Origin of the sequence: Methylobacterium sp. E-065 (assembly GCF_022829605.1) — a bacterium.
In the GTDB taxonomy this organism is placed as follows: domain Bacteria; phylum Pseudomonadota; class Alphaproteobacteria; order Rhizobiales; family Beijerinckiaceae; genus Methylobacterium.
On sequence record NZ_JAKSYD010000281.1, the window covers coordinates 1 to 23,282 of the forward strand.

Annotated in this window: 21 protein-coding genes and 1 pseudogene; 6 read left to right on the forward strand and 16 right to left on the reverse strand. The window is 65.9% G+C overall.

Annotated features, from left to right (window positions below; translation table 11 throughout):
* The 10 genes from MKK84_RS31550 to MKK84_RS31595 form a co-directional block, all read right to left on the reverse strand.
* The coding region (locus MKK84_RS31550; RefSeq protein WP_243924455.1) for an alpha/beta fold hydrolase at window positions 1–222 on the reverse strand (222 nt) is incomplete at its 3' end.
* 4 nt (window positions 223–226) lie between these two features.
* Window positions 227–1,513 (reverse strand): MFS transporter, encoded by a 1,287-nt coding sequence (locus MKK84_RS31555; RefSeq protein WP_243926386.1) that lies wholly within the window; start codon window positions 1,511–1,513, stop codon window positions 227–229.
* A gap of 383 nt (window positions 1,514–1,896) precedes the next feature.
* Window positions 1,897–2,826, reverse strand: coding sequence for an AEC family transporter (locus MKK84_RS31560; RefSeq protein ID WP_243926388.1), 930 nt, complete (start codon window positions 2,824–2,826; stop codon window positions 1,897–1,899).
* On the reverse strand, window positions 2,823–3,989 hold the full coding sequence (locus tag MKK84_RS31565) for a pyridoxal phosphate-dependent aminotransferase (protein WP_243926390.1): 1,167 nt from the start codon (window positions 3,987–3,989) through the stop codon (window positions 2,823–2,825). The genes MKK84_RS31560 and MKK84_RS31565 overlap by 4 nt, the downstream gene beginning before the upstream one ends.
* A gap of 160 nt (window positions 3,990–4,149) precedes the next feature.
* Window positions 4,150–5,373: an ABC transporter substrate-binding protein gene (locus MKK84_RS31570; RefSeq protein WP_243926392.1), complete on the reverse strand. Its 1,224-nt coding sequence runs from the start codon at window positions 5,371–5,373 to the stop codon at window positions 4,150–4,152.
* A 12-nt stretch (window positions 5,374–5,385) separates the two neighbouring features.
* Window positions 5,386–6,306 carry a branched-chain amino acid ABC transporter permease gene (locus tag MKK84_RS31575; protein ID WP_243926394.1) on the reverse strand — a complete coding sequence of 307 codons (921 nt, stop codon included), beginning with the start codon at window positions 6,304–6,306 and terminating at the stop codon, window positions 5,386–5,388.
* Between the two features lie 7 nt (window positions 6,307–6,313).
* Window positions 6,314–7,171, reverse strand: coding sequence for a branched-chain amino acid ABC transporter permease (locus MKK84_RS31580; protein WP_243926396.1), 858 nt, complete (start codon window positions 7,169–7,171; stop codon window positions 6,314–6,316).
* Window positions 7,171–7,881 (reverse strand): ABC transporter ATP-binding protein, encoded by a 711-nt coding sequence (locus MKK84_RS31585; protein WP_243926398.1) that lies wholly within the window; start codon window positions 7,879–7,881, stop codon window positions 7,171–7,173. Before MKK84_RS31585 ends, MKK84_RS31580 begins: the two co-directional genes overlap by 1 nt.
* On the reverse strand, window positions 7,878–8,648 hold the full coding sequence (locus MKK84_RS31590) for an ABC transporter ATP-binding protein (RefSeq protein WP_313899384.1): 771 nt from the start codon (window positions 8,646–8,648) through the stop codon (window positions 7,878–7,880). Before MKK84_RS31590 ends, MKK84_RS31585 begins: the two co-directional genes overlap by 4 nt.
* Window positions 8,645–9,337 carry a TetR/AcrR family transcriptional regulator gene (locus MKK84_RS31595; RefSeq protein ID WP_243926400.1) on the reverse strand — a complete coding sequence of 231 codons (693 nt, stop codon included), beginning with the start codon at window positions 9,335–9,337 and terminating at the stop codon, window positions 8,645–8,647. Before MKK84_RS31595 ends, MKK84_RS31590 begins: the two co-directional genes overlap by 4 nt.
* Window positions 9,338–9,733: 396 nt before the next feature.
* Here MKK84_RS31595 and hutI point away from each other — a divergent pair, with 396 nt between their 5' ends.
* From hutI to MKK84_RS31610, 3 genes are all read left to right on the forward strand, one after another.
* Window positions 9,734–10,996, forward strand: coding sequence for an imidazolonepropionase (gene hutI / locus MKK84_RS31600; RefSeq protein WP_243926402.1), 1,263 nt, complete (start codon window positions 9,734–9,736; stop codon window positions 10,994–10,996).
* Window positions 10,997–11,012: 16 nt separating this feature from the next.
* Window positions 11,013–11,912: an MBL fold metallo-hydrolase gene (locus tag MKK84_RS31605; RefSeq protein ID WP_243926403.1), complete on the forward strand. Its 900-nt coding sequence runs from the start codon at window positions 11,013–11,015 to the stop codon at window positions 11,910–11,912.
* A 443-nt stretch (window positions 11,913–12,355) separates the two neighbouring features.
* A complete protein-coding gene (locus MKK84_RS31610) occupies window positions 12,356–12,658 on the forward strand; it encodes a hypothetical protein (protein WP_243926405.1) in 303 nt (100 codons plus the stop codon).
* A gap of 487 nt (window positions 12,659–13,145) precedes the next feature.
* Here the strand turns inward: MKK84_RS31610 and MKK84_RS31615 are convergent, their stop codons facing one another.
* Window positions 13,146–14,132 (reverse strand): winged helix-turn-helix domain-containing protein, encoded by a 987-nt coding sequence (locus MKK84_RS31615; RefSeq protein WP_313899385.1) that lies wholly within the window; start codon window positions 14,130–14,132, stop codon window positions 13,146–13,148.
* A gap of 556 nt (window positions 14,133–14,688) precedes the next feature.
* Between MKK84_RS31615 and MKK84_RS31620 the strand changes: the two genes are divergently transcribed.
* Both MKK84_RS31620 and MKK84_RS31625 read left to right on the forward strand, forming a co-directional pair.
* Window positions 14,689–15,846: a Gfo/Idh/MocA family protein gene (locus tag MKK84_RS31620; RefSeq protein ID WP_243926407.1), complete on the forward strand. Its 1,158-nt coding sequence runs from the start codon at window positions 14,689–14,691 to the stop codon at window positions 15,844–15,846.
* A 46-nt stretch (window positions 15,847–15,892) separates the two neighbouring features.
* Window positions 15,893–16,039 (forward strand): annotated as a pseudogene (locus MKK84_RS31625) (enolase C-terminal domain-like protein); the annotation flags it as partial.
* A 134-nt stretch (window positions 16,040–16,173) separates the two neighbouring features.
* Here MKK84_RS31625 and MKK84_RS31630 read toward each other — a convergent pair.
* The 5 genes from MKK84_RS31630 to MKK84_RS31650 all read right to left on the reverse strand — a co-directional run bounded on the left by MKK84_RS31630 (window position 16,174) and on the right by MKK84_RS31650 (window position 22,226).
* The gene (locus tag MKK84_RS31630) at window positions 16,174–16,512 is read right to left on the reverse strand and encodes a hypothetical protein (protein WP_243926409.1); all 339 of its coding nucleotides are present in this window, start codon (window positions 16,510–16,512) and stop codon (window positions 16,174–16,176) included.
* Window positions 16,513–16,533: 21 nt separating this feature from the next.
* On the reverse strand, window positions 16,534–18,327 hold the full coding sequence (locus MKK84_RS31635) for a M48 family metallopeptidase (RefSeq protein ID WP_243926411.1): 1,794 nt from the start codon (window positions 18,325–18,327) through the stop codon (window positions 16,534–16,536).
* A gap of 56 nt (window positions 18,328–18,383) precedes the next feature.
* Entirely contained in the window at window positions 18,384–19,502 is a 1,119-nt protein-coding gene (locus tag MKK84_RS31640) for a DUF3829 domain-containing protein (RefSeq protein WP_243926413.1), read from the reverse strand.
* 212 nt (window positions 19,503–19,714) lie between these two features.
* Complete coding sequence (locus MKK84_RS31645) at window positions 19,715–20,056, reverse strand: hypothetical protein (RefSeq protein WP_243926415.1); 342 nt, start codon at window positions 20,054–20,056, stop codon at window positions 19,715–19,717.
* Window positions 20,057–20,684: 628 nt separating this feature from the next.
* Window positions 20,685–22,226 carry an amidohydrolase family protein gene (locus MKK84_RS31650; RefSeq protein WP_243926417.1) on the reverse strand — a complete coding sequence of 514 codons (1,542 nt, stop codon included), beginning with the start codon at window positions 22,224–22,226 and terminating at the stop codon, window positions 20,685–20,687.
* On the opposite strand from MKK84_RS31650, the gene MKK84_RS31655 reads away from it, so the two are divergent.
* Entirely contained in the window at window positions 22,225–23,187 is a 963-nt protein-coding gene (locus tag MKK84_RS31655) for a TAXI family TRAP transporter solute-binding subunit (protein WP_243926419.1), read from the forward strand. The genes MKK84_RS31650 and MKK84_RS31655 overlap by 2 nt on opposite strands.
* The last annotated feature ends 95 nt before the right edge of the window (window positions 23,188–23,282 follow it).

Consider the following 23,282-nt stretch of genomic DNA (forward strand, 5'->3'; position numbering starts at 1 on the left):
CCGGGTCAGATCGTCCACGGTGGTGACGTCGGCGGCGGGATCCGACAGGCCGTGCCCGCGCAGATCGGGCAGGATCACGCTGTAGCCGGCGAACACCAGGGCGGCGACCTGGTTCATCCAGGACCACCCGGCGTTCGTGAACCCATGGATCAGCATTACGGGATCGCCTCGGCCGAGCACCTCGTAGTGCAGCCGGCGTCCGTCGCGTTCGAAATGCGGCATCGTCTCAGACCTGACCCATCGTCCCGGAGAGTTCCGACGTGACCGCTTCCAGCGATTTGCCGCGCGTCTCGTAGCCGAGGAGGTAGCCCCCGACACCCCCGATCAGCAGCAACACGCCCAAGGCGGTGAAGAAGGCGTAGTTGGGGGCGCCGTTGCCCAGCATCCATCCGAGCATCGGCGCCGCGACGATCCCACCGATCCTCTGCCAAGCCGCGGCCCAGCCCGTCCCGACCGCGCGGTACCGCGTCGGGTAGACCTCGCTCGTGTAGGCGAAGAGTGGACCGCCCGCACCGCCCGAAGCGAAGAACGCCGTCAGCGCGCCGAGCCCGAGGATGGACCAGGATTCGGTGGCCTGTCCCCACGCGAACATGAGGAGCCCCCCGACGCAGAGGAACACCGGGACGGTCGTGCGCCGCCCCCAGCGATCCAGCAGCAGGCCGCCCGCGATGTTGCCCAGCGCGCCCGTCCCGGCGATCAGTCCGGTGAACGCGAAGCTTTTGACCACCGGAAAGCCCATCCGCGCGAAGATCGACGGCAGCCAGATCGCCACGGCGAAGAACACCGCTCCGCCAGTGAGCTGCATCAGCCAGATGCTCGCGGTCGGCCGTAGATAGCCGCCGCGCAGAATCGCACTCAGGTGCGCCGGCTCGGCCGGCGGTCGATGTCGGGGCGGCGGCAGCGACCGTGGGTCGATGGTGCTCAGGTCGTCGACGATGCGACCGGCCTGCTCAAGACGGCCGCGGGCGATGAGGAAGCGGACCGACTCAGGAAGCATCACCCAGAGCACGATCAGCACGAGGCCTGGAACGGCTCCCGCGATGAACATCCCCCGCCAGGTGAACGCCGGGATGACGAAGAGGGCGACCATCGCCGCGAGGAAGCTCGAGCCTTGCCAGAACGCAACGGTCGAGGCGAGCATGAGGCCGCGCCGGCGCGTCGGGATGAACTCGGAGAGGTACGTGAAGACGAGCGGCACCTCCGCCCCCAAACCGATACCCTGGAGGATCCTGAGCACGAGGAGCGAGTCGTGACTCCACGAGAAGGCGACGGCGCAGCTTAGGGCGCAGTAGGCGACGATCGAGCCAACCATCGTCCATTTGCGCCCGAACCGGTCGGCGAGGAAGCCGACACAGGTCGAGCCGATCAGCATGCCGATGAAGACGCTCGAGGCGAGGACACCAGCCTGAGCCGGGCTGAGCGCGAAGGCCGCGACGATGCCGGGCAGCGCGAAGCCCATCATGTTGATATCGAAGCCGTCGAACAGATGTCCGAGCGCGGCCGTCACGTACATACGCCAGTGTTTCGGAGTAAATTCAGACTGGTCAAGGCTCTCGAGCAGCTGTCCGGCTTGTACGTGCGTCATAATTGGCTCGATGATGGTGGCAAAACTTGCTTCTTGGTTGAGTGCCCAAGCAAGAATGGAGCCGTTCGCATCCTTGAGCCTCGATCCCGGCCTTATCAACCTACGTTGAGAATCTCCTGCGTCGGCGGGCGCGTCCAGCTCGTGGGCGTGACCAGCAATCAAGAGAGTTCTACCTGATCCCCATCGGCTGAAAGCCTTGTACGTCGTCTGCGTTCAAAAACGCCGCCTCGAATTACAGTCAGATGAAGCGGCGGCGCTGGAATGATGGTGAGGGTGATCCTGCTCCGACCAGTTCGATGGACCAAGCCGCCTCAGATGGGGACCAGCCAAGCTGCCAGACCCAGCATAAGCGGTATCGCACCAGCAGCCAGCACCGTTTGGGCCGCTGTGACGCCGGCCATCATAGGCGCATCGCCGCCGAGCTGGCGGGCCATGATGTACGCGGACGAGGCCGTCGGCAGACCTTGAAACAGGATGGCTGTTGTCAGAGCGGGACCTTTCAGATCAAGGCTGAGGGCCGCTCCGATTGTGGCGAGCGGCATCACCGCAAACTTGAAGGCTGAGGCGAACAACATGGGCGCCAGCCACCTCCGGGCGGCCCCAAACTCGAGAGCCGCACCGACGCAGAGTAGTCCGAGGGGAAGCGAGGCGGCTCCGAGGACTCGCAGGGCCGGCTCCAAGCCGGGCGGGATCGACGCGCCGGCAGCCTGCATGAGTATTCCTGCCAGACAGGAGACGACGAGGGGGTTTGTCGCGAGTTGCCGCAGGATGGCGTGCGCGCTGAGCTGGGCGGAGCCATGCCTGGCGAAGACGAGGACGCAGAGCACGTTCACGGTCGGCACAATGGCGGCATTGCAGATCGCTGCGAGCGCGATGCCTTTCGTTCCGAACAGGCCCGCTGCCAGCGTCACGCCCACGTAGTTGTTGAACCGGACACTCCCCTGGAACACGGACGTGAACGCCGGGCCGTCGACGGCCATCACCGGGCGAAGCGCAACCACTAAGGCAGCGACGATCAGGGTCGAGACAACCAGTGTTGCCGTCAGTTGCCAGATCGGCAGATCGGCGACCTGCGCGGTCGCAAGACCGTGCAGAAACAGCGCGGGCAATAGCACGTAGTAGCCGAGCCGTTCGGCCTGGGGCCAAAACGCTTCGGCAAGGAACTCCTGGCGACGCAGCCCATGGCCGAGAGCGATCAAGAGGACGACCGGCGCGAGCGCCAGCAGGACAACTTCGCTCACGCGCGCCCCTCCAGAGCTGCGATCAAGCGCCTGCATCCTTCTTCCAGCGTCGGAAGGTCCGTGGCAAACGAGAGACGGAGATGCCCCGGCGAACCGAAGGCGCTCCCGGGCACCGTCGCGACCCCTGCGTCCAGCAGAGCATCGGCGGCGGTCGCATCATCAACGTCCGAAAGCGATCGCGGCAGGAAGTAGAACGCCCCGTCCGGGACGAGGACTGCGAGCCTGTCCGAGCGACGAAGGATCTCGAGACCTGCATCCCGGCGCGCGCGATAGATCGCATTGCGCTCTGCGAGAACATCCTGCGGCCCGTTCAGGGCGGCCACGGCCGCAATCTGGCTGAGCGCCGCTGTCTGCGTGCAGTTCTGTGTCTGTATGGCGGTGATCCTGGTGATCAGCGGCGCAGACCCGAAGCCCCAGCCGACGCGCCAACCCGTCATGGCATAGGCCTTCGATACACCGTCCACGAGCAGGATGCGGTGTCGGAGGTCCGGCGCGATCGCGGCCAGGCTCGTGTAGGGTTCGTCCGTGTAGCGGATATACGCGTAGATTTCGTCGGACATGATCAGGCAGTCCGGGTGCCGGCGGAGTACGTCGGCAAGCGCCCTGAGACGCGCCTGGTCGTAGACGGCCCCGGACGGATTGCCGGGCGCGTTCAGAACGATCCAGCGCGTCCGTTCCGTGATCGCGGCATCGAGTGCTGCCGGGCCGAGCCGGAAACCGTCTTCCATGGCGCAGGGGGTGATCACCGGAACGGCCCCGCAGAGCCGAACCATGTCCGGATAGCTCGCCCAGTAGGGGGCAGGGATCACGACTTCGTCCCCGGCCTTCAAGGTCGCCAGGAAGGTATTGAAGATCACCTGCTTGGCCCCGCAGCCGACTGCGATCTCATCGTCGGCGTAGTCGAGCCCTCGATCGCGCCGGATCGATGCCCGGGCAGCGGCGCGCAAGGCGGGTATCCCGTTGGCCGGCGTGTATCCGAGCGGGCGTCGCGCGGCTTCGACAGCTGCCTCGGAGGCGTGGATGGGTGGTGCGAAATCCGGCTCGCCTAACGTGAGATCGACGATGTCGCGTCCCGCGGCCCGGAGTTCTGCCGCCCGCCGCGCCATGGCCAGGATCGGGGATCCGCCCGACAGAGGGGTGGTTGGTGCAGGGCTGGCGATCATGGTGGAGGTTGTCCTGACGAGTCCGAGAAGCTGGCGGGCTTCGGCCGGCCCGTGCGGGCTGCTGCGGCCGTCCCGACCGTGTCGCGATCGGGCAAGGCCCTGCCTTCGATGGGGATCGCCCGCGCCGGGTCGGTCTTCGCTCCAGCGGCGGGACGCGCAGTTAGTCCACGATGCTCGTCGTGGTCAGGATCAGTGTGTCTTCACCCTTCTGGATCTCGTAGAGCGCGAAGTCGCGGCTCTTCAGCATGCCGTTCGGGAGGAACTCGACGGAGGAGCTTGCGCCGTCATAGTTGATACCCTTGCCGGTTGATATGAGCTTGGCTCCGTCCGCGAATGTGGTGACGCGCTCGCCCGGGCCGTTGGCGATTCTCCGGATATACTCGGCGATGCGCGGCCCCTCGGTCGACTTGGCGCCCTCGATCGCGAGGAGCAGAAGGTTCATCTCGTCATAGGCGGCGCAGCCGTACGGCGCCTGGACTTGTCCGTTCGGCTTGAGGCAGACGAGGTTCAGGTAGACGTCGTAAGCATCTTTGCCGACTGGCGGCACCGGCGAGCCATGAAGGATGCCGTCCGCGGCAGAACCCACGACCTTCTTGAAGTCCGGTCCGACCGCGAACGAGAGCGTGAACACCTTCCCCTTATAGCCGCCGCGCACCAGTTCCCGGTACACGGCCGTGAAATCCGTCACGTAGCCGGCGATGAAGATGGCCGGTGCTCTGGTCGCGATCAGCCTTTCCGCCTCCGCTCGGTACGAGACCTGGTTCGGGTTGTAGTAGAACGGCTCGCCGACGATCTTGCCGCCGACCTTACGGAGCGCGCTCGCGAACGACTCACCCATCGAAGCCGCGAAGTCATTTTTCGGCCCCGCGAAAGCGACCTCCAGGAAGCCGCGCTTGGCCGCCAGATCCGCGAGGGCGACGCACCAGGCTTGGTTGAGCGGCTGGAGGTTGAAGCACAGGCCCTTGCGGTCGCCGTTAGGCAGATAGTCCGACGAGCCGGTGTAGACTTGGACGACATTCGCGTCCTGGCAGAGGGGCATGATGGCGAGCGTCTCGGACGAGGCCCAGGTGCCCGCGATGGCGCAGACGCGGTCGGCATCGATCATCTTGCGGGCCGCCCGTACCGCCACCTCGGGATTGGTTTCCGTGTTATCGGCGATCAACTCGACCTTGCGGCCCAGTACGCCGCCCGCTGTGTTGACGAGATCGACCACGGCACGATGCGCCTTCGCCTTCTCCGGGCCGTAGGGGCCGCCGCCGCCCGACAGGGGCGTGAGGCTTCCAATCTTGATCGGCGCCGACTGCGCTAGACCGTGCCGCAGCAAGGCAGGCGCGGCCAAGGTCAGGGTGGCGCCGGAGATGAAGAGCCTGCGCGAGAGATCCATGGCCGGGTCCTTTCAAGGCGTGGTGGGCGGGACGGATGCGCTCGCGCGGCGCTGGGACTCGGGCAGGATGCCCATTGGCCGGAACCGGATCGTCAGGATGAGGACGGTACCGATCAGGATGAAGCGCAGCGCGGAGATCTGTTCGGCATCGAGCACGGAGATGCCGGCCGTGACGAAGCGGCTGCCCTCGTACAGGACCGTAACCAGGAGTGCGCCGAGGACCGAGCCCAGCATATTGCCCGCGCCGCCGACGATCACCGCCATCCAGACTAGGATCGCCACCGGCGTCGTGAAGTTATCGGGCGTGATCGTCTGAACGTAGTGAGCGTAGAGTGACCCGGCGGCCGCCATCGCCGCACTCCCGACGACGAAGACCTGAAGCCGGTAGACAAAAACGTTCTTGCCGAGGGTCGATGGTACGAGGTCATCCTCGCGGATCGCCCGCAGGATGCGGCCGTAGGGCGCGTCGGCGAGCCGTCGCAGGACCAGGAACGTGATCAGGGCAGCCGCCGCGACGAGCCCGAGCACGGCCCAGGCCGTCACGTCGCGGCTCAAGCCCGACATCACGGGACGGGTCCGGATGATGAAGCCGCGCGGCCCCCCGGTCAGCCAATCCTCGTTGTTGAAGACCAGTCGAGCCGTCTCGGCGAAGCCCAGCGTCACGATCGCGAGGAAGTCGCCGGACAGACGGAGCGACAGAAGGGCGACCCCGACACCCGTCACGCCGCCAGCCAGGATCGCGACCATCAGGCCGCCAACGAACGGGAGACCGAGCGTCTCTGTTGCGATACCGCTCGCGTAAGCGCCGATCCCGAAGAAGCCGACCACGCCGAAATTGATCAGGCCGGTCAAGCCGAATTGCAGGTTCAGGGCGAGTGCCAGGACGACGTAGACGCCGGCGACCGTCAGGATGGCGACGAGGTAGGCGTCCATGGCCGCTCTATTTCCGGTCGACTTTGTCGCCCAGGAGCCCCTGGGGACGCAGGATCAGGACGAGTGCGATCGCGGCAAACCCGACAGCTCCCTTGTAAGTGGGTGTCAGGAACGTGGCGGTGGCCTCCTCGGCCAACCCGATGCCGAAGGCGCCGATCGCGGCGCCGAGCGGCGAGCCCAGGCCGCCGACGATCGCGGCCGCGATGATCGGGATCGTGACAGCCCAGTTGAGGTTCGGGTCTATGGTGAGATCCAGTCCGATCAACGTGCCGGACAGGCCGAAGAGCGCGCCTGCGATCAGCACGCCGACGGCCTCGATCCGTGGCACGGGGAGTCCGCGGATCTGGGCCAGCGACTCGTTGTCGGCGACCGCGCGCAGGGCCCGTCCCACGGGCGTCGCCGTCAGGAGCAGGCCGACCGACAGCGTCGCGGCCGCCGAGGCGGCGACGACCGCGAGTGTCTCGCGCGTGACCCGCACGCCGGCGATCTCGATCGGCCCGGTGAGCGGCAGATCGAAGCCCCGGATCTGTGCGCCGAAGCAGAAGCGGATGATGTTTTCGATGACAAACGAGAGGGCGATGGAGACGAGCAGGAGCGTGCCGCCGCTCCGCCCGCGAAGCGGTCGAAAGACGAGCCGATCGCATAATCCGAACGCGAGCGCGCCGGCGGCCATCGCGCCGAACCCGGCGAGCCAGATGGGGAGGCCGAAGAACGCGTTGAGTGTCCAGGCTGCGAACGCGCCGACCGTGACGAAACCCCCGGCCGCAAAATTGGCGTAGCGGAACAGCGTATAGATGAGGGTGAACCCGATCGCTGCCGGCGCGATAATCGCCGCACTCGCCAAGGCATCGACGAGCATCTGCATCAGGCGGTCTCGCCGAAGAACAGCGCCCCAAAGTCCGGTTCCTCGGCGAGGCGCGCCGCCTCTCCCGTACGGACCACGTGGCCGTCCACGAGAACCAGGGCGCGGCCGGCACGCTGGAGCGCAGCGCGCGCGTTCTGCTCGACGATGAGGATCCCGAGTTCCGCCTCCTCCGCGAGACGGCGCAGGATGTCGAGCATGTCACCCACCAGCAGCGGCGAGAGACCGGCGGTCGGCTCGTCCACGAGGAGGAGTTTCGGCCGCGCCATCAACGCCATCGCGAGGCCGACCATCTGCCGCTGTCCGCCCGAGAGGCCGCCCGCCCGCTTATGGAGGTAGTCGCCGATCGCCGGCAGAAGCGCGACCACGTCGTTCCGGCGCTGAGCGACGTCACGGCGACCCCAGGCGCTGACGGCAAGGTTCTCGGCGACGGAGAGCGTGCGGAAGATGTTGCGCTCCTGAGGCATGAACACCGCCCCGGCCTTAGCCCGTGCGGCCGCAGGAAGCGGAACGAGATCTGCGCCATCCAGCGTCGCCGTGCCTCCGAGGATCGTGGCCACGCCGGCGATCGCCTTCAGAAGCGTCGACTTGCCGGCCCCGTTCGGCCCGACGAGCGCCACCATCTCCCCCTGCGCCACGTCCAGATCGACCCCGCGCACGACGGAGGTTCGGCCGTAGCCTGCTTCGAGGGATCTGACGGCCAGGAGCGTCATGCCGCCTGCCCCAGGTAGGACTCGATCACCGTCCTGTTCGCGGCGACGTGGGTGAAGCTACCCTCGGCCAGGACCCGGCCGGACGCCATCACGACCACGCGGGAGGCGAGGCTGCGAATGAAGCCGATATTGTGCTCGATGATGACGAAAGTTTTTCCGTGATCGCGATTCAATCGAATGACCAGCTGCCCGATCTTCTCAACGAGATGCGGTGCGACCCCGGCGGCGATCTCGTCGAGAAGGATGATGTCCGCCTCCGCCATCAAGCAGCGCGCGAGCTCCAGGAGCTTTTTCTGGCCACCGGACAGGGCGGCGGCCGGCTTGCTCTCGTGAGCCGAGAGGGAGACGAGGGAGAGAACCTCGCGGGCCCGCGCGACGAGCCGGCCCTCATCCGCGGCAGTCGCGCGCGGCCTGCAGAGAGCGCCGAGCAGCCGCTCACCGGCATGGTGGCGCGCGGCGAGAAGCACGTTCTCCAGAACCGTCAGGCGGTCGAGTTCGCGTGCGAGCTGGAATGTGCGGACGAGGCCGAGCCGCGCGAGGCGATGGGGCGGCAATCCAGTAACATCCCGATCCCTGATGATGAGACGTCCGCTATCAGGCCGGAGGACCCCGGACAGAAGGTTGAACAGAGTCGTCTTTCCGGCGCCGTTCGGGCCGATCAAGCCGACGATCTGGCCTGATTCCACAACGAACGAGACGGCATCGACTGCGGTGGCACCGCTAAAGCGTTTGCTAAGGCCATCGGCGAGCAGAAGCGGGACGCTCACGTCCTCACCCCCGACCGGGCGCGCGCGGGTCTGACGCGCCGTACATCCGGCGTGCGGCGATCGCGCTCGAGCAAAGCCTCGACAGCCTCGCCGAGCATCGCGAGAACCGCGCGTACGCGTGTTTCATCGCGATCGATGTTGTCTTGGATGCGCAGGCCCCGCAGCGTCGAGACGATCAGCGTGACGAGGGTCCGAATGCGCTCGGGCGCGAGGTCCTCTGCCGCGAACGCCCGTTCGCCGAGATCCCCGTACGAATGGAAAAGGTCGGCGAGGATGCGGTTCACGGCCTCGCCGACGCGTGTGTCAATGCGGCCGGACACCATGAGATCGAGCATCGTCACGAGCGCATTGGCCCGGAAGACCTCATCGTATAGTCGTCCTACGAATGTCCCGACATTCGTCCGCCCCGCGCTGAGATCCTCGGCCAAGGCCGCGACAGTCTCGCGCTGCCGCTGCCAGAAATGCGCGGCGGTATCAATGATGAGCTCGTCCCGTGTCGGGTAGTGGTGCAGCATCGCGCCGCGCGAGACACCGCAACGTTGAGCGATCGCTGCGGCGGACGTGGCAGCCACCCCGACCTCGGCGATCAATTCTTCGGTCGCGGTCCGCAGGCGAGCACGCATGGCTGCCCCTTTGACTTCGCGCCCGTCGCTGAGATCGCGACGCTCTCGAACGATCAGTGCATCCATGCCTCGACCTTCTCATGCGAGCACGCCCGAGCCGAGGAAAAAAAACATGCACGACTGCTTGTTTTCGTTGCAGGGAAGGCTCGGCACGCGTCAAATCACGAGTTTCTCGGTCAAGTTACCTACTTTCGGTCCGAAAATGGTCAAATCATAGATTAAAATCTGCACATAAAACAATCATTAAAGTTCAATTTCATATATATGCCTACTTTCATGCAAATATTGTTTGGTACCAGATTTGATATCTGTTGTATGAACAAACAAAAATGTAACAAATCTATCGGAAAATAAAACTAATCAATATCTCGGATCCTTGCCGTTCCGGTGCGTGTGCATGTAGGACAAGAACGTGTGGGGCTGATGTGCGCCCTTGAGCTCGGCGACAGGTCGGAGAGAAGCGTGTCGCGTTCTGTGGCGGCCGATTTGATGATTGTTGGCGCCCGTCAGGTCATTTTGTGCGACCCAGCGCAGACTGACGGGCTCGGCATCTTGGAAGATACGGCCGTCGCTGTGCATGGCCGCGAGATCACCGCGATCGCGCCGCTTGCTGACCTGCGGTCGATATCCGGACCAGCCACTATCATCGTGGATGCCGCGGGCGGGATCGTCACGCCAGGGCTCGTCGACTGCCATACGCACCTCATGTTCGCCGGAGATCGCTCGGACGAATATCTCTTGCGGGCTACAGGGCTCGATGACTCGGCCCTGACGGCCGCGGGCGTCGCATGGGGCGTCGGGGCGTCACAGGCGGCGAACATCGGCCTCAGCGCAGAGGCGCTGGTACAAAGCGCTCTTCCCCGCGCCCAGCGCATGCTCGCATCCGGAACCACCACGCTGGAGACTAAGTCGGGGTACGCGCTCGAGCACGCCAGCGATCTCGCCTCTCTCGAAGCCGCGCAGATCGTCGCCCAACGGACCGGTTTGGAGATCGTTGGTACCTATCTTGGCGCCCATGCCCGCCCGCGCGAGGGCGCGGGGCAGTATCTCGACCGAATGATCGCCGACACGCTGCCGGAAGTAGCAGATCGCGCACTCGCGGAGTTCTGCGACGTCTACGTCGATCCCGACGTCTTCACGGTCGCCGAGTGCGCGCGTGTTCTACGGGCTGCTGCCGATCTCGGGCTTCGCGCCAAACTCCACACGGACGCACGAGTCAACATCGGGGGTGGCAAACTCGCGGCGGAAATGGGCGCCGTCTCTGTAGATCACGGCAACATGCTCAGCGATGAAGACTTGCGGGCTCTGGCCGAGGCTGGAACCAGCGTTGCCTTCTTCCCCGGTTTCGATTGGGCAGTCGGCCATCGCCACCCGGTCGATGCACGACGTCTTGTATGCTCGGGTGTGCCAGTGGCAATCGGAACGGATCTCTGCCCCGTCTGCTGGCACTTGTCCCAGCAGATGAGCATGGGCTTCGCCACACGGCTCTCCGGGCTGACTCCGGCGGAGGCTCTGCTCGGTGTCACGATCAACGCTGCCAGGGCCATCGGTCGCGACGATCGGATCGGCTCGATCGCGGTCGGCAAGCAGGCTGACCTCGCGATCTTCGAGGTGCCGGACTACCGCCAACTCGCCTTCCGGTTCGGTGCGAACATGGCGGCCTGCGTCATCAAGAACGGACGCGTCCTCGTCGAACGAAAGACGAACGAGCTCCGAGGCGATTGAACAACGGACGGGTGACATGAAGGACAGGACGACGGAAGGGCTGTGGGCTTGGCGGCAGCCTGAGAACCACAACCATATGATTGGATTGCAGGAGCAGACCGGCGACGCCCCGCCCTCCGGCGATTGTATCGAACTCAGCTATTTTGGCGGCTCCGCCTTCAGGATCACCGCCCCCTCTGGACTGACCCTGCTCCTTGATCCATGGCGCAACCCGCCGTGGGGCACCTGGGACTGGTACCTCTACGATTTCCCGGCGATCGCCGTAGACGTCGTCCTATCCACCCATGCTCATTTCGACCACGACGGTGTCCACCAAGTGAGCGCGCACACAATCTTGGACCGGCTGATCGGTACTTACGCCTTTGCCGACGTTCGGATCACAGGAATTGCCGACAAGCACGTCTCCGACAGCACGCACAACGCCTACGATTGGGCGGAGATGACACGGCGACTCACAAATGTGAGGACCACACCACCGGATAACTGGCGGTCGTTCGATAATTGTCTTCTGGTCGTGGAAGTGGCGGGCCTCCGCATCCTGCACTGGGGCGACAATCGGCCAAATCCGCCGGATGCTGTTTGGGAGCAACTTGGGAAGGTCGATATCGTTCTTCTGCCCGTGGACGGCTCGCAGCATGTCCTCAGCTACGTGCAGGCCGATGCGATCGCCGCCAGACTCGAAGCGCGGCTCATCGTGCCGCATCATTACGGCATATGGGACGTGACCACTCGGGCTTCGACGCTGCTGCCTCCCGACGAATGGGTAAAAGGTCGAGCCGACTCGATGTGGGCCGAGAGCGGCTCGTATCAACTCGATAATGCCTTCGTGAAGCAGCAGCGCAATCGCGTCCTCTGCTTTGGCGGCCATGTCGCCTTCGACAAAACGGATGTTCGAAGTAAATCAAAAGGCACCTGACGTGAGCACCTCGTGGGCAGGGTCATGTCGTCGACCACAAGAACCGCATCCCGACAAACGACGAGGTGATCAGCCTTCGCGATGAGCGCCTGCTTCAGGCGGTGGCGTCTGAGATCCCCTCAGCCACTGCCGGCCCCACTCTTCCCGCCCGACCTGCGCCATGTCGGCTGCCAAGCGCCTCCTGATGGCCTTTGAGTGGCGATGAGACGGCGCAAGTATCGACATCCACCGCCTTAGCTTGGCGTAGCCGCGGGTGGTGCTGTGTCCGGCACCGCCGATCGCCTGCGATCCGTACCGGCACTGGAACGGATACGGCAACGTTTGTCTAAAAAATGGACGAACAAGCTATGAAAAAGGCTGTCAATGAAAGCAATTTCCTCCTCAGCGAAATTGTGTTCCGTATATACTAGTCGATCTCGACGAACAGTCAGTTATACGTGCTAGTGACATCTCGATTTTGGACGCGCCTCAGCGCCTCACCGGGGCTGCGAGCGGCTCTTGCGACGGTCGCCCTGAATCTCTGCCTCCCGGCGCCGGCTCATGCCCTCGACAGCGTCAAGGTCGGGCTCGCCATACCGCCGACCGTCACCGACGGCAGTGTTCAGGCGATCGCCGAGGAACTCGGGTTCTTCAAGCAGGAAGATCTGGACGTCGCCTACGTGGTTCTTCCCGGGGCCGGCGCGTTGCTGCCACAGTTGCTGCAGAAGACCATCACGATCGCCCTGCCGCTGAGACATGCCCATTAAGCCGAAGGGGGTGCGAAGGTTCAGATCAGCATGGGCATGCGTGTGGGTATACCGCCACCGACGCGCCTGGACGGATCAGGCATAGGATCAATCCCTAAGCGGGTCGAAGCGTCTGCAAAACCACCCCGAGCAGAAGTTGCCGGAGGTCTGACGAACGGCCGCTTTGGAGAAGCGCCGACGACACTACGAGCAGCTGGATTGGGTCGATGGAAGGCCGTCTGCTTTTCCAGAGGGCCTGCTCCGAAGCGGACAGGCCGCTTACGGCCAGGCTACGTCACGCCGGAGCGCCATGGCGCGCAGAACCGGACGTTCGGCTTTGCGCCCATGTGGGTCATTCAGAGAGCTTTGGCCGCTTCTCCATAGCGGACATTCCGCGCAACGGCTGCCTCGCCTGGCGATCAATATACGAGCCCGTTCTGGAACTACCACAAACCTCAAAGACGTCTTGATTGGGCCGCGCACCCTTCGGAGATGATCCTCGAAATGATCATGCCGAAGCGATGAGGTCTGATCGGATCGTGGAAAACGGCGATCCGGCAGTTGATGAATGGGCTTCGATGTCCCGGACATCCTCCAGGCCGGGGTGAGCGGCGACCGGCGAGACGACGAGGCTGGGCAGGCCGAGCCACGAAGCCGTCAGCCGAAGCTCCCCTAGCAGCCGCTCCGCGGTATCGGCCGGCGCACCCAGCTCGACGTGGGCACGCTGGACGACCAGGGCACCGACCTTCCGGTCCGCCTTCAGGTCCACGCGAGCGACGAGCGCACCGTCCATCAGGAAGGGTAGCACGTAGTAGCCGTGCTCGCGCTTGTGGGCGGGGGTGTAGATCTCGAGGCGGTACCGGAAGCCGAACAGCCTCTCCGTCCGCGGGCGGTGCCAGACGAGTGGATCGAAGGGCGAGAGTAGCGCAGAAGCGCCGAGCCTGCGCCCGGACTTCGCATCCCGGTGCAGATAGGCCTGATGCTGCCAGCCGCGGACATGCACGGGGACGAGCGTACCATCCTCGATCAGCTGCTCGATGGCCGGGACCGCGTCCGCCGGCGGGATCCGGTAGTAGTCGCGCAGATCGTGCGCCGTCGCGATACCGAGCGCCTTCGCGAAACGCGCGAGGAGCGCCCTTCGGGCATCGACGCCGGTCGGCGTCGGAATTTCCAGAACGGCACGGGGCAGCGCCCGCTCCGGAAGGTCGTAGACGCGCTCGAAGCTGCTCCGACGATGCGTCGAGGCCACCTGTCCCGACCAGAACAGCCATTCGAGCTCGTGCTTGGCGTCGCTCCACTCCCACATGCCCTTCGCGGCCCTGCCGCCGGCGACGTCTGAGGCGGCCAGCGGCCCCTCCCTCTCGATCCGAGCGAGGAGAGCGTCGGCCTCGGCTCGCTTCTCACCCGCAAAGGGCTCGAGCCGCTGCCACACGCCCTTGCCGTGGAGTGCGCGGGCCATGCGCCAGCGCAGCAGCGGCTGGAGGTCGACGGGCAGAAGGGATGCCTCGTGACCCCGGTACTCGAAGAAGCGCTTCGGCCGGGCGCGAAAACAGCGGCAGGTAGTGGGCGCGCGCCAGGACGTTCACGCTGTCGATCTGCAGCAGGCCGAGCCGGCCGATCGCCGCCCGAATCCGCGCCGCGCCAACGGCGCCGCCTCGGGAAATCGCGTCGAAGCCCTGGGCGGCGAGTGCGATGCGCCGAGCTTCGAGCGCGCTCAGTTCCGTCTTCAGGGCCGGGTCTCCGAGGCGGGTGCGATGGCGTCGATCGAGATCATACGCTTGGCTCCTCCCACCCGCGACGGGGTCGATCCACCTTCCTTCGATCGGCTCCTGAACAATTGCTGCACCGCACAGTTGAAGCGTGATGCGCCGACCCGGTGCATGACGCTTCGTTCCTTTCCGCAGGGCGACCTCACGCCCGAGGCCCGCCTACCACCGGCCGGGAACGACGCCGCCCGTTTCGGCGATGAAGAGGCAGCGGCCGTCGACGGCCCCTGTTCCTCCATCGCCCACTTGAAGCCCAATCCCGACCCGCATCGAACGGAGAGCCTCATGAGCATCGCATCCGCACTCGGCCTGACCTCGGGCAAGAAGATCCGCTACGCCTTCGTCGCCCTAGGCGACATCACCCAGGAGGCGATGCTGCCGGGCGTCGAACACACCGGCAACTCGGAGGTGGTGGCCTTCGTCACGGGCGATTCTGAGAAGGCCCGTCTGGTCGGCGAGAGGTACGGGATCTCCGACACCTATTCCTACGAGCGGTTCGACGAGCTCCTCGTGTCCGGCAAGATCGATGCGATCTATCTTGCGACCCCGAACTGGCGCCATACCGAGTTCGCCGTCCCCGCCCTGAAGGCCGGCATCCACGTGCTGGTGGAGAAGCCTCTCGAGATCTCGACCGCGAAGTGCCGGGAGATCCTCGACGCGGCCAAGACCTCCTCCGCCAAGCTGATGGTGGCTTATCGCCTTCATTTCGAGCCCGGCACCCTGGCGACCATCGACCTGATCCGGTCGGGCAAGCTCGGCGAGCTCCTCACGTTCTCCTCGACCTTCACGCAGATGGTCTCGCCGGAGAACCACCGGGCCAAGAACGGCGTCGAAGCCGGCCCGATCTTCGACATGGGTCCCTATCCGGTGAACGCGGCCCGGTACGTGTTCGGCGACGAGCCGATCGAGGTGGTCTCGGCGGTCGGCGTGCGCCATCCGGAGGCGGGCCTGGGCGACTTCGACGACACGGTCGCCGTGACCCTGCGCTTCCCGGGCGATCGTCTCGCCCAGTTCGTGCTCTCCTACTGGGGCAACACGCTCGACACCTACGCGGTAGTCGGCACCAAGGGCAGCGTCGAGGTGAACCCCGGCTACATGTACGGCAAGCCGATCGAGCACGTCGTCACCATCGGCGAGACGAAGTCCCACGAGAGCTTCAAGAACACCGACCACTTCGGCGGCGAGCTCAAGTACTTCTCCGACTGCATCCTGAACGACAAGGAGCCGGAGCCGGACGGCGAGGAGGGCTACGCGGACGTGCGCGTGCTGGAGGGGATCGTCCAGGCGCTGCAGACCAAGGCCGCGGTGACGCTGGAGCCGTTCACGCGCTCGAAGCGGATCGACACGGCCGCCCAGCGGGAGGCGCTCCGCGCGCAGAAGTCGTCCGAGCTCGTCAACACGTCGAACCCGGGCAAGGACAAGGAGAAGGTCCCAGCCAACTGACGTCGGCCGCGGCCCTCATCGTCGCCGACTCTCCCGCAAGAAGGAGATCGGCGGCATCAAGCTCAAGGTCGGGCAGCCGGATTGGGCCCTCGACATCAAGCGCGTCTCCCGCGTCTGGGAGCACCTTGGCGAGGCGTTCCCCCTGATGGTCGACGCCAACCAGCAATGGGACCGGCCGACCGCCATGAGATGGGCCGGATCAACCTTGGGCAGGTCGCCAACGATGAGCCAGCTTAGCCCGATCAGAAATGCCGCCAAGAATAGGGCGACGAGCCACAAGCGGCGTTGAACCAGCGCTTGGAAAGTCGTTTGCTGGTGGCCGAGTGATCAGTTCCCTGTATGCGCCGCTGACAGGTGCACGCGGGCACGAGAGGCCGCGAGGTAGCGTCCAACCAGCGCGGCGAAGGCGTCGGGCTTGAGGCCGCGCGCGCCCAGAGACCGCACGCTGACGTGACGTCGCCGTCGGCTTACTCCGGCCTGCGAGAACAGGCGCTTGGTCCTCGGCAACGTGGCGTCCGGCGTGAGCGCAAGCGTCAGGGTGAGCCGCCTGCCGTGCGTGACCTGGAAGTCCGCCACATCCTGCCACGCGACCGCACTGTCGAGTAGCGGCGAGCGCAGCACGTCCGGCGTCAGCACCAACAGCGGCGTCCGGCCGCGTCGATGCACGAGAGCGGCGTAGATCCCTGACTAGGCGACACCCGCCACGGCAACGGCGGCCAGGATCTGCTGCGCCAGCGCATCGTGCGCGACGCCAAGGGCGCGAGGGTACAGAAGCAAGGCAGCGCCGGCGCCGACGAAGAGGAGCGCTAGGACGCCCATCGTCCAGACCATCGGCGCACCGTTCTGGTGCACCACCGTTTCCTTGACCGGCACTGCCGCTGCGGTCTCCTCTAGGTATACCCGCTCGGCAGCTCGGTGCTCCCGTGCCCCGGTGAGGAAATCCGCGCTGAGCCAGCGGCACAGACCGGTCCAGTCCGCGACCAGGGCGGTCGGCCAGGCCCGGTCCCCTACGGTGAGCGGCCGGGCGGCGCGGGCGAACAGCTCGGCGTCGAGCGGAACGCCGAGCGCCGCGATACGCTGCCGATCAGGCGGGTGGGTGTCGGTGGGGTGCGCCTGCCGGTCGTCGAGGTGCGCCCCCGGGTCGGGGAAGCCGGCAGCGGGGATTGCGTCGAGTACGCCCGCGACAAGATCGTCGGGTGCCGCGTCGGGCTCGCCGTACGCGGAGGCGAGCGTCTCGCCCACCACCGGGCCGAGGACGCCGACGCGCAGCAGGGCGGAGGCTGCGGGTGGTGCTCCAGAGACCAGGGCACCGCGCTGGTCGGCCTCGAACTCACGCGCCCGGCTCCAACGCGCCACCGCCGCGTCGAAAGTGCCGAGGCTGCGATGGCCGACATAGGCGGCTGGGCGAGTGAGTAGGTCTCCGGGGCCGACATTGCCCAGCGCGGTCAGCGCGCGATGTAGGCCGGCATAGATCGGGGTGAAGCGCCGGCTATAGGCGGTGTCTTCGCCCGCGAAGTGCGCGACTTCGTGCCCGATCACCGCGGAAAGCTCGCGCCCGTCAAGCACGCCGAGATAGGGGGCCGGTAGGTACAGCGTGCGCCCAGTCAGCGTCCGCGCGTCTGGTCTCAGGCGCACGGCGGACTCTGTGACGAAGAAGCCACCGGTCAAGCCGACGACCACCGCGTCGGGGACTTGCGCGTCCCCGCGCCCGGCGAGCTCGCGCACGAGGCGCCAAAGACCCGGTGCATCGGCCTCGTCGAGGACGCGGCCGCGTACGTCGATGGGCTCGGGGGTGAACAGCGCGAACACCCCGCGCAGGCCGCGTACCGCCGCGACCGCGGCCCAGGCCGCCAAGACGGCGATGATCAGCGCGCCGAGCAACAGCTTGGCTTCGCCAGCCGAGAACCGCTGAGTGAACCACTGCCCGGTGGCCTCGAACAGCGCGGCCGCGAGCACTGCGAGGCTCAAGCCCACGATCTGCAGTCCAAGCAGCACCGGCAGCACGCGGCGCACGAGGCCAAAACTAGCGAGCAAGGCGTCGCGCGAACGCCGTGCCCACAGGCCCGCGGCTCCGCCGCCGGCCAGCGCGACGAGACCGGTCAGCAGCGCGAGCATCGCGCCGGCGAGTGTCGCGTACGGCACCCATGCCCGGGCCTGAGCCAGCGGCTGATCGCGCATGACCACAGCCAGCGCCTCCTGAGCTTTGTCGGCCGCCAGTGCCGCACCGTAGGCCGTACGCGCACCTTCGAAACGGACCGAGGCGTAGGGATCCGTCGCCGCCAGCAGCCGCAGTTGGACGAGTGAGACCGGTAGCTCAACTTGGCGGCGCGTATAACTTTCGGCGCTCGCTTGCCCGCGCTCAACCTCCCAAGCCCCGAGCCCGCCGAGCAATGCCGGAACGCCGGCGACCCAGGCGACGAGCCAGACGACGGGAGAGAGCCGGCGACTGCCGCGGCGGTCCTGATGAAGCGGCATGATCATCTGCCCCTCGGCGATCGATTGTCGGTGGCTGCCAGCCTGCGCTGTGCCAGCGTCGGTCAGCTCGGCCGCGCCCGATTCTCGGACCGCTGGCAGGATTCGAGATCGCGCACCGAGCGGTTGTAGGCGTCGTTGAACAGCCGCGCCGGCTGGCTCGGGTCACCTTTCGCCTTGATATCTCGCGCGACGTCGCGGCCGTGACCGATCACGCTCGCTACCGTGTCCGCGTAGCCGGTGCACGACGAATTCGCTTTTGGGTTCATGCCGTCGAACGTTGCCCCGAGCTGTCGATTCGCGGTCGATACGTCGCTGAGCGCGGCCAGGAACGGGGCGGTATCGGACCTTGGCGTCAGGGCCTCGAAGCGCTGCACTGCCCGGCGTAGCGCCAGGCTGGTGGCGAGCAGTCGGCGTGCTGGGGCGTCCTCCGCCAGCGACGCCATCCGCCGCTCGTCCCTGGCGAGCTCGCGCTCGAACAGGGCGGTGCCGTAGGCATCCATCGCCTTGGCGGCGGCTTCGACCTTGGGCACGAGGATCGGATGTTGCTCGCGGGCGAACTTGTAGCCGTCCTCCTTGAACTCTCGCGTGGTCTGATAGCGGGTCAGCGCCTTCAGTACCGGGTTGAGCTCGCGCAACGCGGCGAGCAGCCGGGTGGCCTGGGAGTCGACCTCGGGAATGGTCCCCGGCAGGGCGGTCGCCTTGTCCAGTTCGTCGATCACCCCATCGAAGTCGACGATGCCGAAATGGTACCAGGCGTTGGCACCCAGCTTCGTGCCGAGCTTGAGCACGCGTTCGTTGTCGCGTCGGTATTCGGCGAGCTGCCGTTCCAGGGGATGGGAACGCACGAGGTGGTTCTGCACCTCGGTGTAGGCGTTCACCTTCGCCACCTCCTGCATCTCGGGGCTTTGCGAGGTTGGTGTGGCGCGCACGGCCCCCCGGGCCGGCGCTTGGGCCGAGGCCGCGGGTGGCGCGGCCTGCAGCAGAGCCTGGGAGGCCGGCGGCGGAGCGGGGAAGTCGCACCTGAAGGCGTCGACCATGCTCTTACGCACGGCCTCGTGGGCCTGGGCGCACTGGTAGGCGACCGTCGGGCGGGCGGCCGTGTTGCGGCTGATGGCGTCGCGGAAGCTCTCGCGCAGCGTGCCGATGCCTTGCCGGATGTTGGGGCGGGCGGCCTCCGGCACGCCAGGGCTTGCAGCACACTGAGCGTAGGCATCCAGAAAGGCATCGCAGCTCTCAACACCCACAGGCGTCACCGGTGTCACGGCCGTGGCGGGCGTAGCCATCACTACGGTGAGACAGGCCACGAGGAACCGACGGGGTCTCTCCGCACGCTCACAGCTGCCACGCGGCATGCTCATCTCCTCAACTGTATGGCTGGTTGGGGGCGTCAGATTCAGAGATTGCGCAGGGCAAGCAACGGGACGAGCGCGGCGAGCGCGACTGGCACGGACCAGTACTGCACCGGTACCCAGAACAGCGCGTGTCGACGGCGGAGAAGAACGCGTTCGCTCGTGGCCGGATCGATGAGTTCGCGCGGCGGATGACCATTTAGGCGCCGGCCGACGATCCAATTGGCGGCTGCGGCCGCGAACAGCCCGAGGCTAATGGCGAGAAATATAAGTTCGGGGTGACCGAGGGCCCGAAGCGCCAACCCGCCCATCGCCCCGACCGCAACTGCCGTACCGACCACGACGGGAATGACCACGATCCCCCAGCCCGACCAGATGAACAGCATCAACACCGCCTGAGTTCTACCCGGAGCCTGCGGCCGAGGTGGCGAAAGGAAATGCATCGCGCGCGGTGGCGATACGGCAGCGCCCTGCGTGAGCGCCCGGATCCCTCTTGGGCGTGAGAATGAGGCTTCGCTGTGTTCACGGCGTCGTGAACTGATCAAAATAAGCGTTGAGCGTGATCGCTGGTCTGCAGGAATAAGCTGTGCTGGATTACCAGCACGGCGTGCGGGCACTATGGCTACGGCCGCGTGGTTCATCGCGTCGGCTTCGCGCCGCTCATCGCCATGCTGGTGGCGAGCACCTTAGGGCTGATTGCAGTGGGTGCTTACCTCCTCCCCGGTGCAGTCTGCACGCTTGTAGCGCCGGCGCTTAACTGGTGGGTCTGTGCATCGTAGTGGCTCGAAGCTCCTGCTACGTGACAGTACCATCTTGGCATGGCAGCACGTGATGCACGGGCCATCTACCCTAGCTTCTTCACGCTGCCGATCGTCAGAAACTAGACGAGCAGCTTTCGGCCAGTTCCGGCCGGCCACTCTGGCTTAATCCCGGCCGTCCGACGCGCCCGAGTCGTGTCTCCCGGGCGGATCTTAAACATGTGGCCTCCGTCGTCAGTCTAGGTCAAAAGCTTCTTCACGGTGATGTCGATGAAGCTACGTCTTGCTGACGGCCAGCTTGCCAAACCTCGACGATCCGGAAGCTATTAGCGATATCATGGGACGGATCCGCGGCTAGGATGACGAGATCGGCACGGCGGCCAGCTTCTAGGCTGCCGCGATCAGCGAGATCGAGAAGTTCGGCGGCCCGCGACGTCGCTGTGATCAGGGCCTGCATGGGCGTGAAGCCCGCCTGCACCATCAGCGCCAACTCGCGGTGTTCCGCCACGCCGGGGACACGTTCGGGCGCCGCGCCGCTGTCAGTGCCAAATCCAATCCGGACGCCGGCCTCGTCGAGGCGCTTCAGGTTGGTGAGGTTCACCGCCAGCGAGTCGCGAGCCGCTTGTGCTTTGGCGCTCGTGCGCGTCTCGCGTTGCCAGGCGGGATCGTCGAACCGAGCCTTGAGCTCGGGCGCGAGTGCCGTCCGGACGAAGGGGGTCTGTGCCCAGACCGGCGCGTCAGCGTAAGCAAAAGTCGCCTCATCCAGGGCGAGTGTCGCTATGTACCAAGTGTTGTGCGCCTTTAGCAGAGCGATGAGATCCGCATCGACCGGCTTGTCGCGTACGCCGTGGGCCAGCACATCCACGCCTGCCCTGATGACCGCACGCGCATCCTCCAGGTCGTGTACGTGAGCGGCGACGCGCAAATCGAGCCGATGTGCCTCATCGATCACGGCGGAGTAGACCGCTGGCTGCATCTTGGCCGGCACGGACCCACCGAAGTCGTCGAGCCAGAGCTTCACCATGTCGGTGCCACGCGCCTTCATCGCGCGGACCGCCTCGCGGCCCTCCTCGGCGTTGGCCGGGCGAAAGAGCTGGTCCGCGCTCACGCGGATCATCGCCTGCGGTGGTCCTCCATCTGGTACGCCGATGCCCCGATCGACGCCGAACAGATCGGCACCGGGAATCCGTCCCGCGTGCGCCTCTGCGCGGATCTCAGGCATGATCGCGCCGTTGAGACCGAGCGCCATGACCGTGGTGACGCCCCGTGCCGTGTAGGCCTTGAGCTGGTCGAGGATGTTTTCGCGGGTATAGTTTTGCGCGCCCACCTCGACACCCTTCACGATGCCGACATGGGAGTGGTCGGAGATCAGCCCTGGCATGATCGTGTGGCCGTGCTGTTCCCGGATATCAGCATCGGGCGGCACCGTGATCGCGGCGCGTGGTCCCGCCGCCACGATGCGGTCGCCGTCGATCACCAGCACTGCGTCCTCGACAGGTTGGGCTGATCGGCCGTCGATCAGCCGGACTCCCGTGAACGCCAGTGTTTTGGCGTCAGCACTGCCGACGCAAATGAGGCTCATGGCGGTCGCCACGACCAGCAGCAGAGCGTCCCGTCGCATCACACGTTCCTCCCAATCCAGCGCAAGACGTTGGGGGTCGCTATGTTTGGCATGCGACCTTGGATCCTGCGTATGTTCCAAACGTCGATGTGAGGGCTTTCCGGCTCGGTTGTCGAGGCGTGCCGCCGAGCTCCAGCGGCGCTGGTCCGCGGCGAACATCGCGGTGAGGGAGATCATGATGCGGCGGCGTGAACTGCTCCTGGGCATGGCGGGCCTCGCGTGGACCACACCCGCAAGCGCTCAACAGCCTGACGCTGCTCTTCGCCTGACACTGGGGACCGCGACGCCGGGCGGTTCGTTCCCAGCCTTCGGCCGAGCGCTCATCGCAGCGGTTCACGAGGTCGACCCAGGATTGGTGGTCGAGCCGCGGATCACGAAGGGCTCGACGGAGAACCTGCGGTTGCTCAAATCGGCTCAGCTCGACCTTGCCCTCGTGCAGGGTGAGTATGCCTACGAGGCTTTGTCCAGCCAGAGTTCCGACGGCGTTGGCTTGACGGTCGTGGCACCCATCGACGCCTCGCCCGGCATGTTCGTAGTCCCAGCCTCCAGTCTGATCCAGAACGTGCAGGATCTGCGCGGCCATGCCGTCGCACTTGGTACACGAGGCTCGGGCTTCACGATCATGGGGCGGACCGTGCTGCAGGGCTCCGGCATCGATCCAGGCCACGACATCACGCCGGTCCTCCTCGATGATGCCGGCGACGGAGCTACACAGGTTCTCGACGGCCGAGCGGCCGCGTTGTGGGGTGCGAGCCTCGGCTGGCCAGGCTTCAAGACACTCGCCGACGTACCCGGCGGTGCCCGGTTCTTCGGCCCAGCGCCCGAAGCGATCCCGAAAATCCTGGCCCTGCGCGCCTCGATGCGTCGCCTGACTGTCCCGGCCCGCTCGTTCCCCGGACAGGATGCGGCGATCGAGACTGTCGGGTCGTGGAGCTTTATCCTAGCGCGACCTGGTCTCGACACCGGCAGTGTCACCCGACTCGTGCGCGCGATCGATCGTGGCCGGAACACCTTGGCCCGTCTCTATCCCCAGGGACGCGAAAGCGACCCGCGTAACCTAGTCTCGAACGTACCGACCACATGGCTTCATCCGGCGACTGCAGCGTACCTCCGTGAGATCGGGTCCGTTCCGGAGTGAACATCGAGCGACGGCTTTCTGGCTGTGTCGTTTCGGGCTAAACCGATGTGACCAAGCTCGGCACTTGAACCAGCTGGCCCGTGAGGAAGCCTGAG

What these genes read in the sequence shown, in the direction of transcription:
- MKK84_RS31620 (WP_243926407.1), top strand. Translation starts at nt 14,689, where the DNA reads ATGAGCATCGCATCCGCACTCGGCCTGACCTCGGGCAAGAAGATCCGC.
- MKK84_RS31575 (WP_243926394.1), bottom strand. Translation starts at nt 6,306, where the DNA reads ATGGACGCCTACCTCGTCGCCATCCTGACGGTCGCCGGCGTCTACGTC.
- MKK84_RS31605 (WP_243926403.1), top strand. Translation starts at nt 11,013, where the DNA reads ATGAAGGACAGGACGACGGAAGGGCTGTGGGCTTGGCGGCAGCCTGAG.
- MKK84_RS31570 (WP_243926392.1), bottom strand. Translation starts at nt 5,373, where the DNA reads ATGGATCTCTCGCGCAGGCTCTTCATCTCCGGCGCCACCCTGACCTTG.
- MKK84_RS31565 (WP_243926390.1), bottom strand. Translation starts at nt 3,989, where the DNA reads ATGATCGCCAGCCCTGCACCAACCACCCCTCTGTCGGGCGGATCCCCG.
- MKK84_RS31585 (WP_243926398.1), bottom strand. Translation starts at nt 7,881, where the DNA reads ATGACGCTCCTGGCCGTCAGATCCCTCGAAGCAGGCTACGGCCGAACC.
- MKK84_RS31645 (WP_243926415.1), bottom strand. Translation starts at nt 20,056, where the DNA reads ATGCTGTTCATCTGGTCGGGCTGGGGGATCGTGGTCATTCCCGTCGTG.
- MKK84_RS31650 (WP_243926417.1), bottom strand. Translation starts at nt 22,226, where the DNA reads ATGATCTCCCTCACCGCGATGTTCGCCGCGGACCAGCGCCGCTGGAGC.
- MKK84_RS31555 (WP_243926386.1), bottom strand. Translation starts at nt 1,513, where the DNA reads ATGTACGTGACGGCCGCGCTCGGACATCTGTTCGACGGCTTCGATATC.
- MKK84_RS31580 (WP_243926396.1), bottom strand. Translation starts at nt 7,171, where the DNA reads ATGCAGATGCTCGTCGATGCCTTGGCGAGTGCGGCGATTATCGCGCCG.
- MKK84_RS31635 (WP_243926411.1), bottom strand. Translation starts at nt 18,327, where the DNA reads ATGATCATGCCGCTTCATCAGGACCGCCGCGGCAGTCGCCGGCTCTCT.
- MKK84_RS31655 (WP_243926419.1), top strand. Translation starts at nt 22,225, where the DNA reads ATGATGCGGCGGCGTGAACTGCTCCTGGGCATGGCGGGCCTCGCGTGG.
- MKK84_RS31595 (WP_243926400.1), bottom strand. Translation starts at nt 9,337, where the DNA reads ATGGATGCACTGATCGTTCGAGAGCGTCGCGATCTCAGCGACGGGCGC.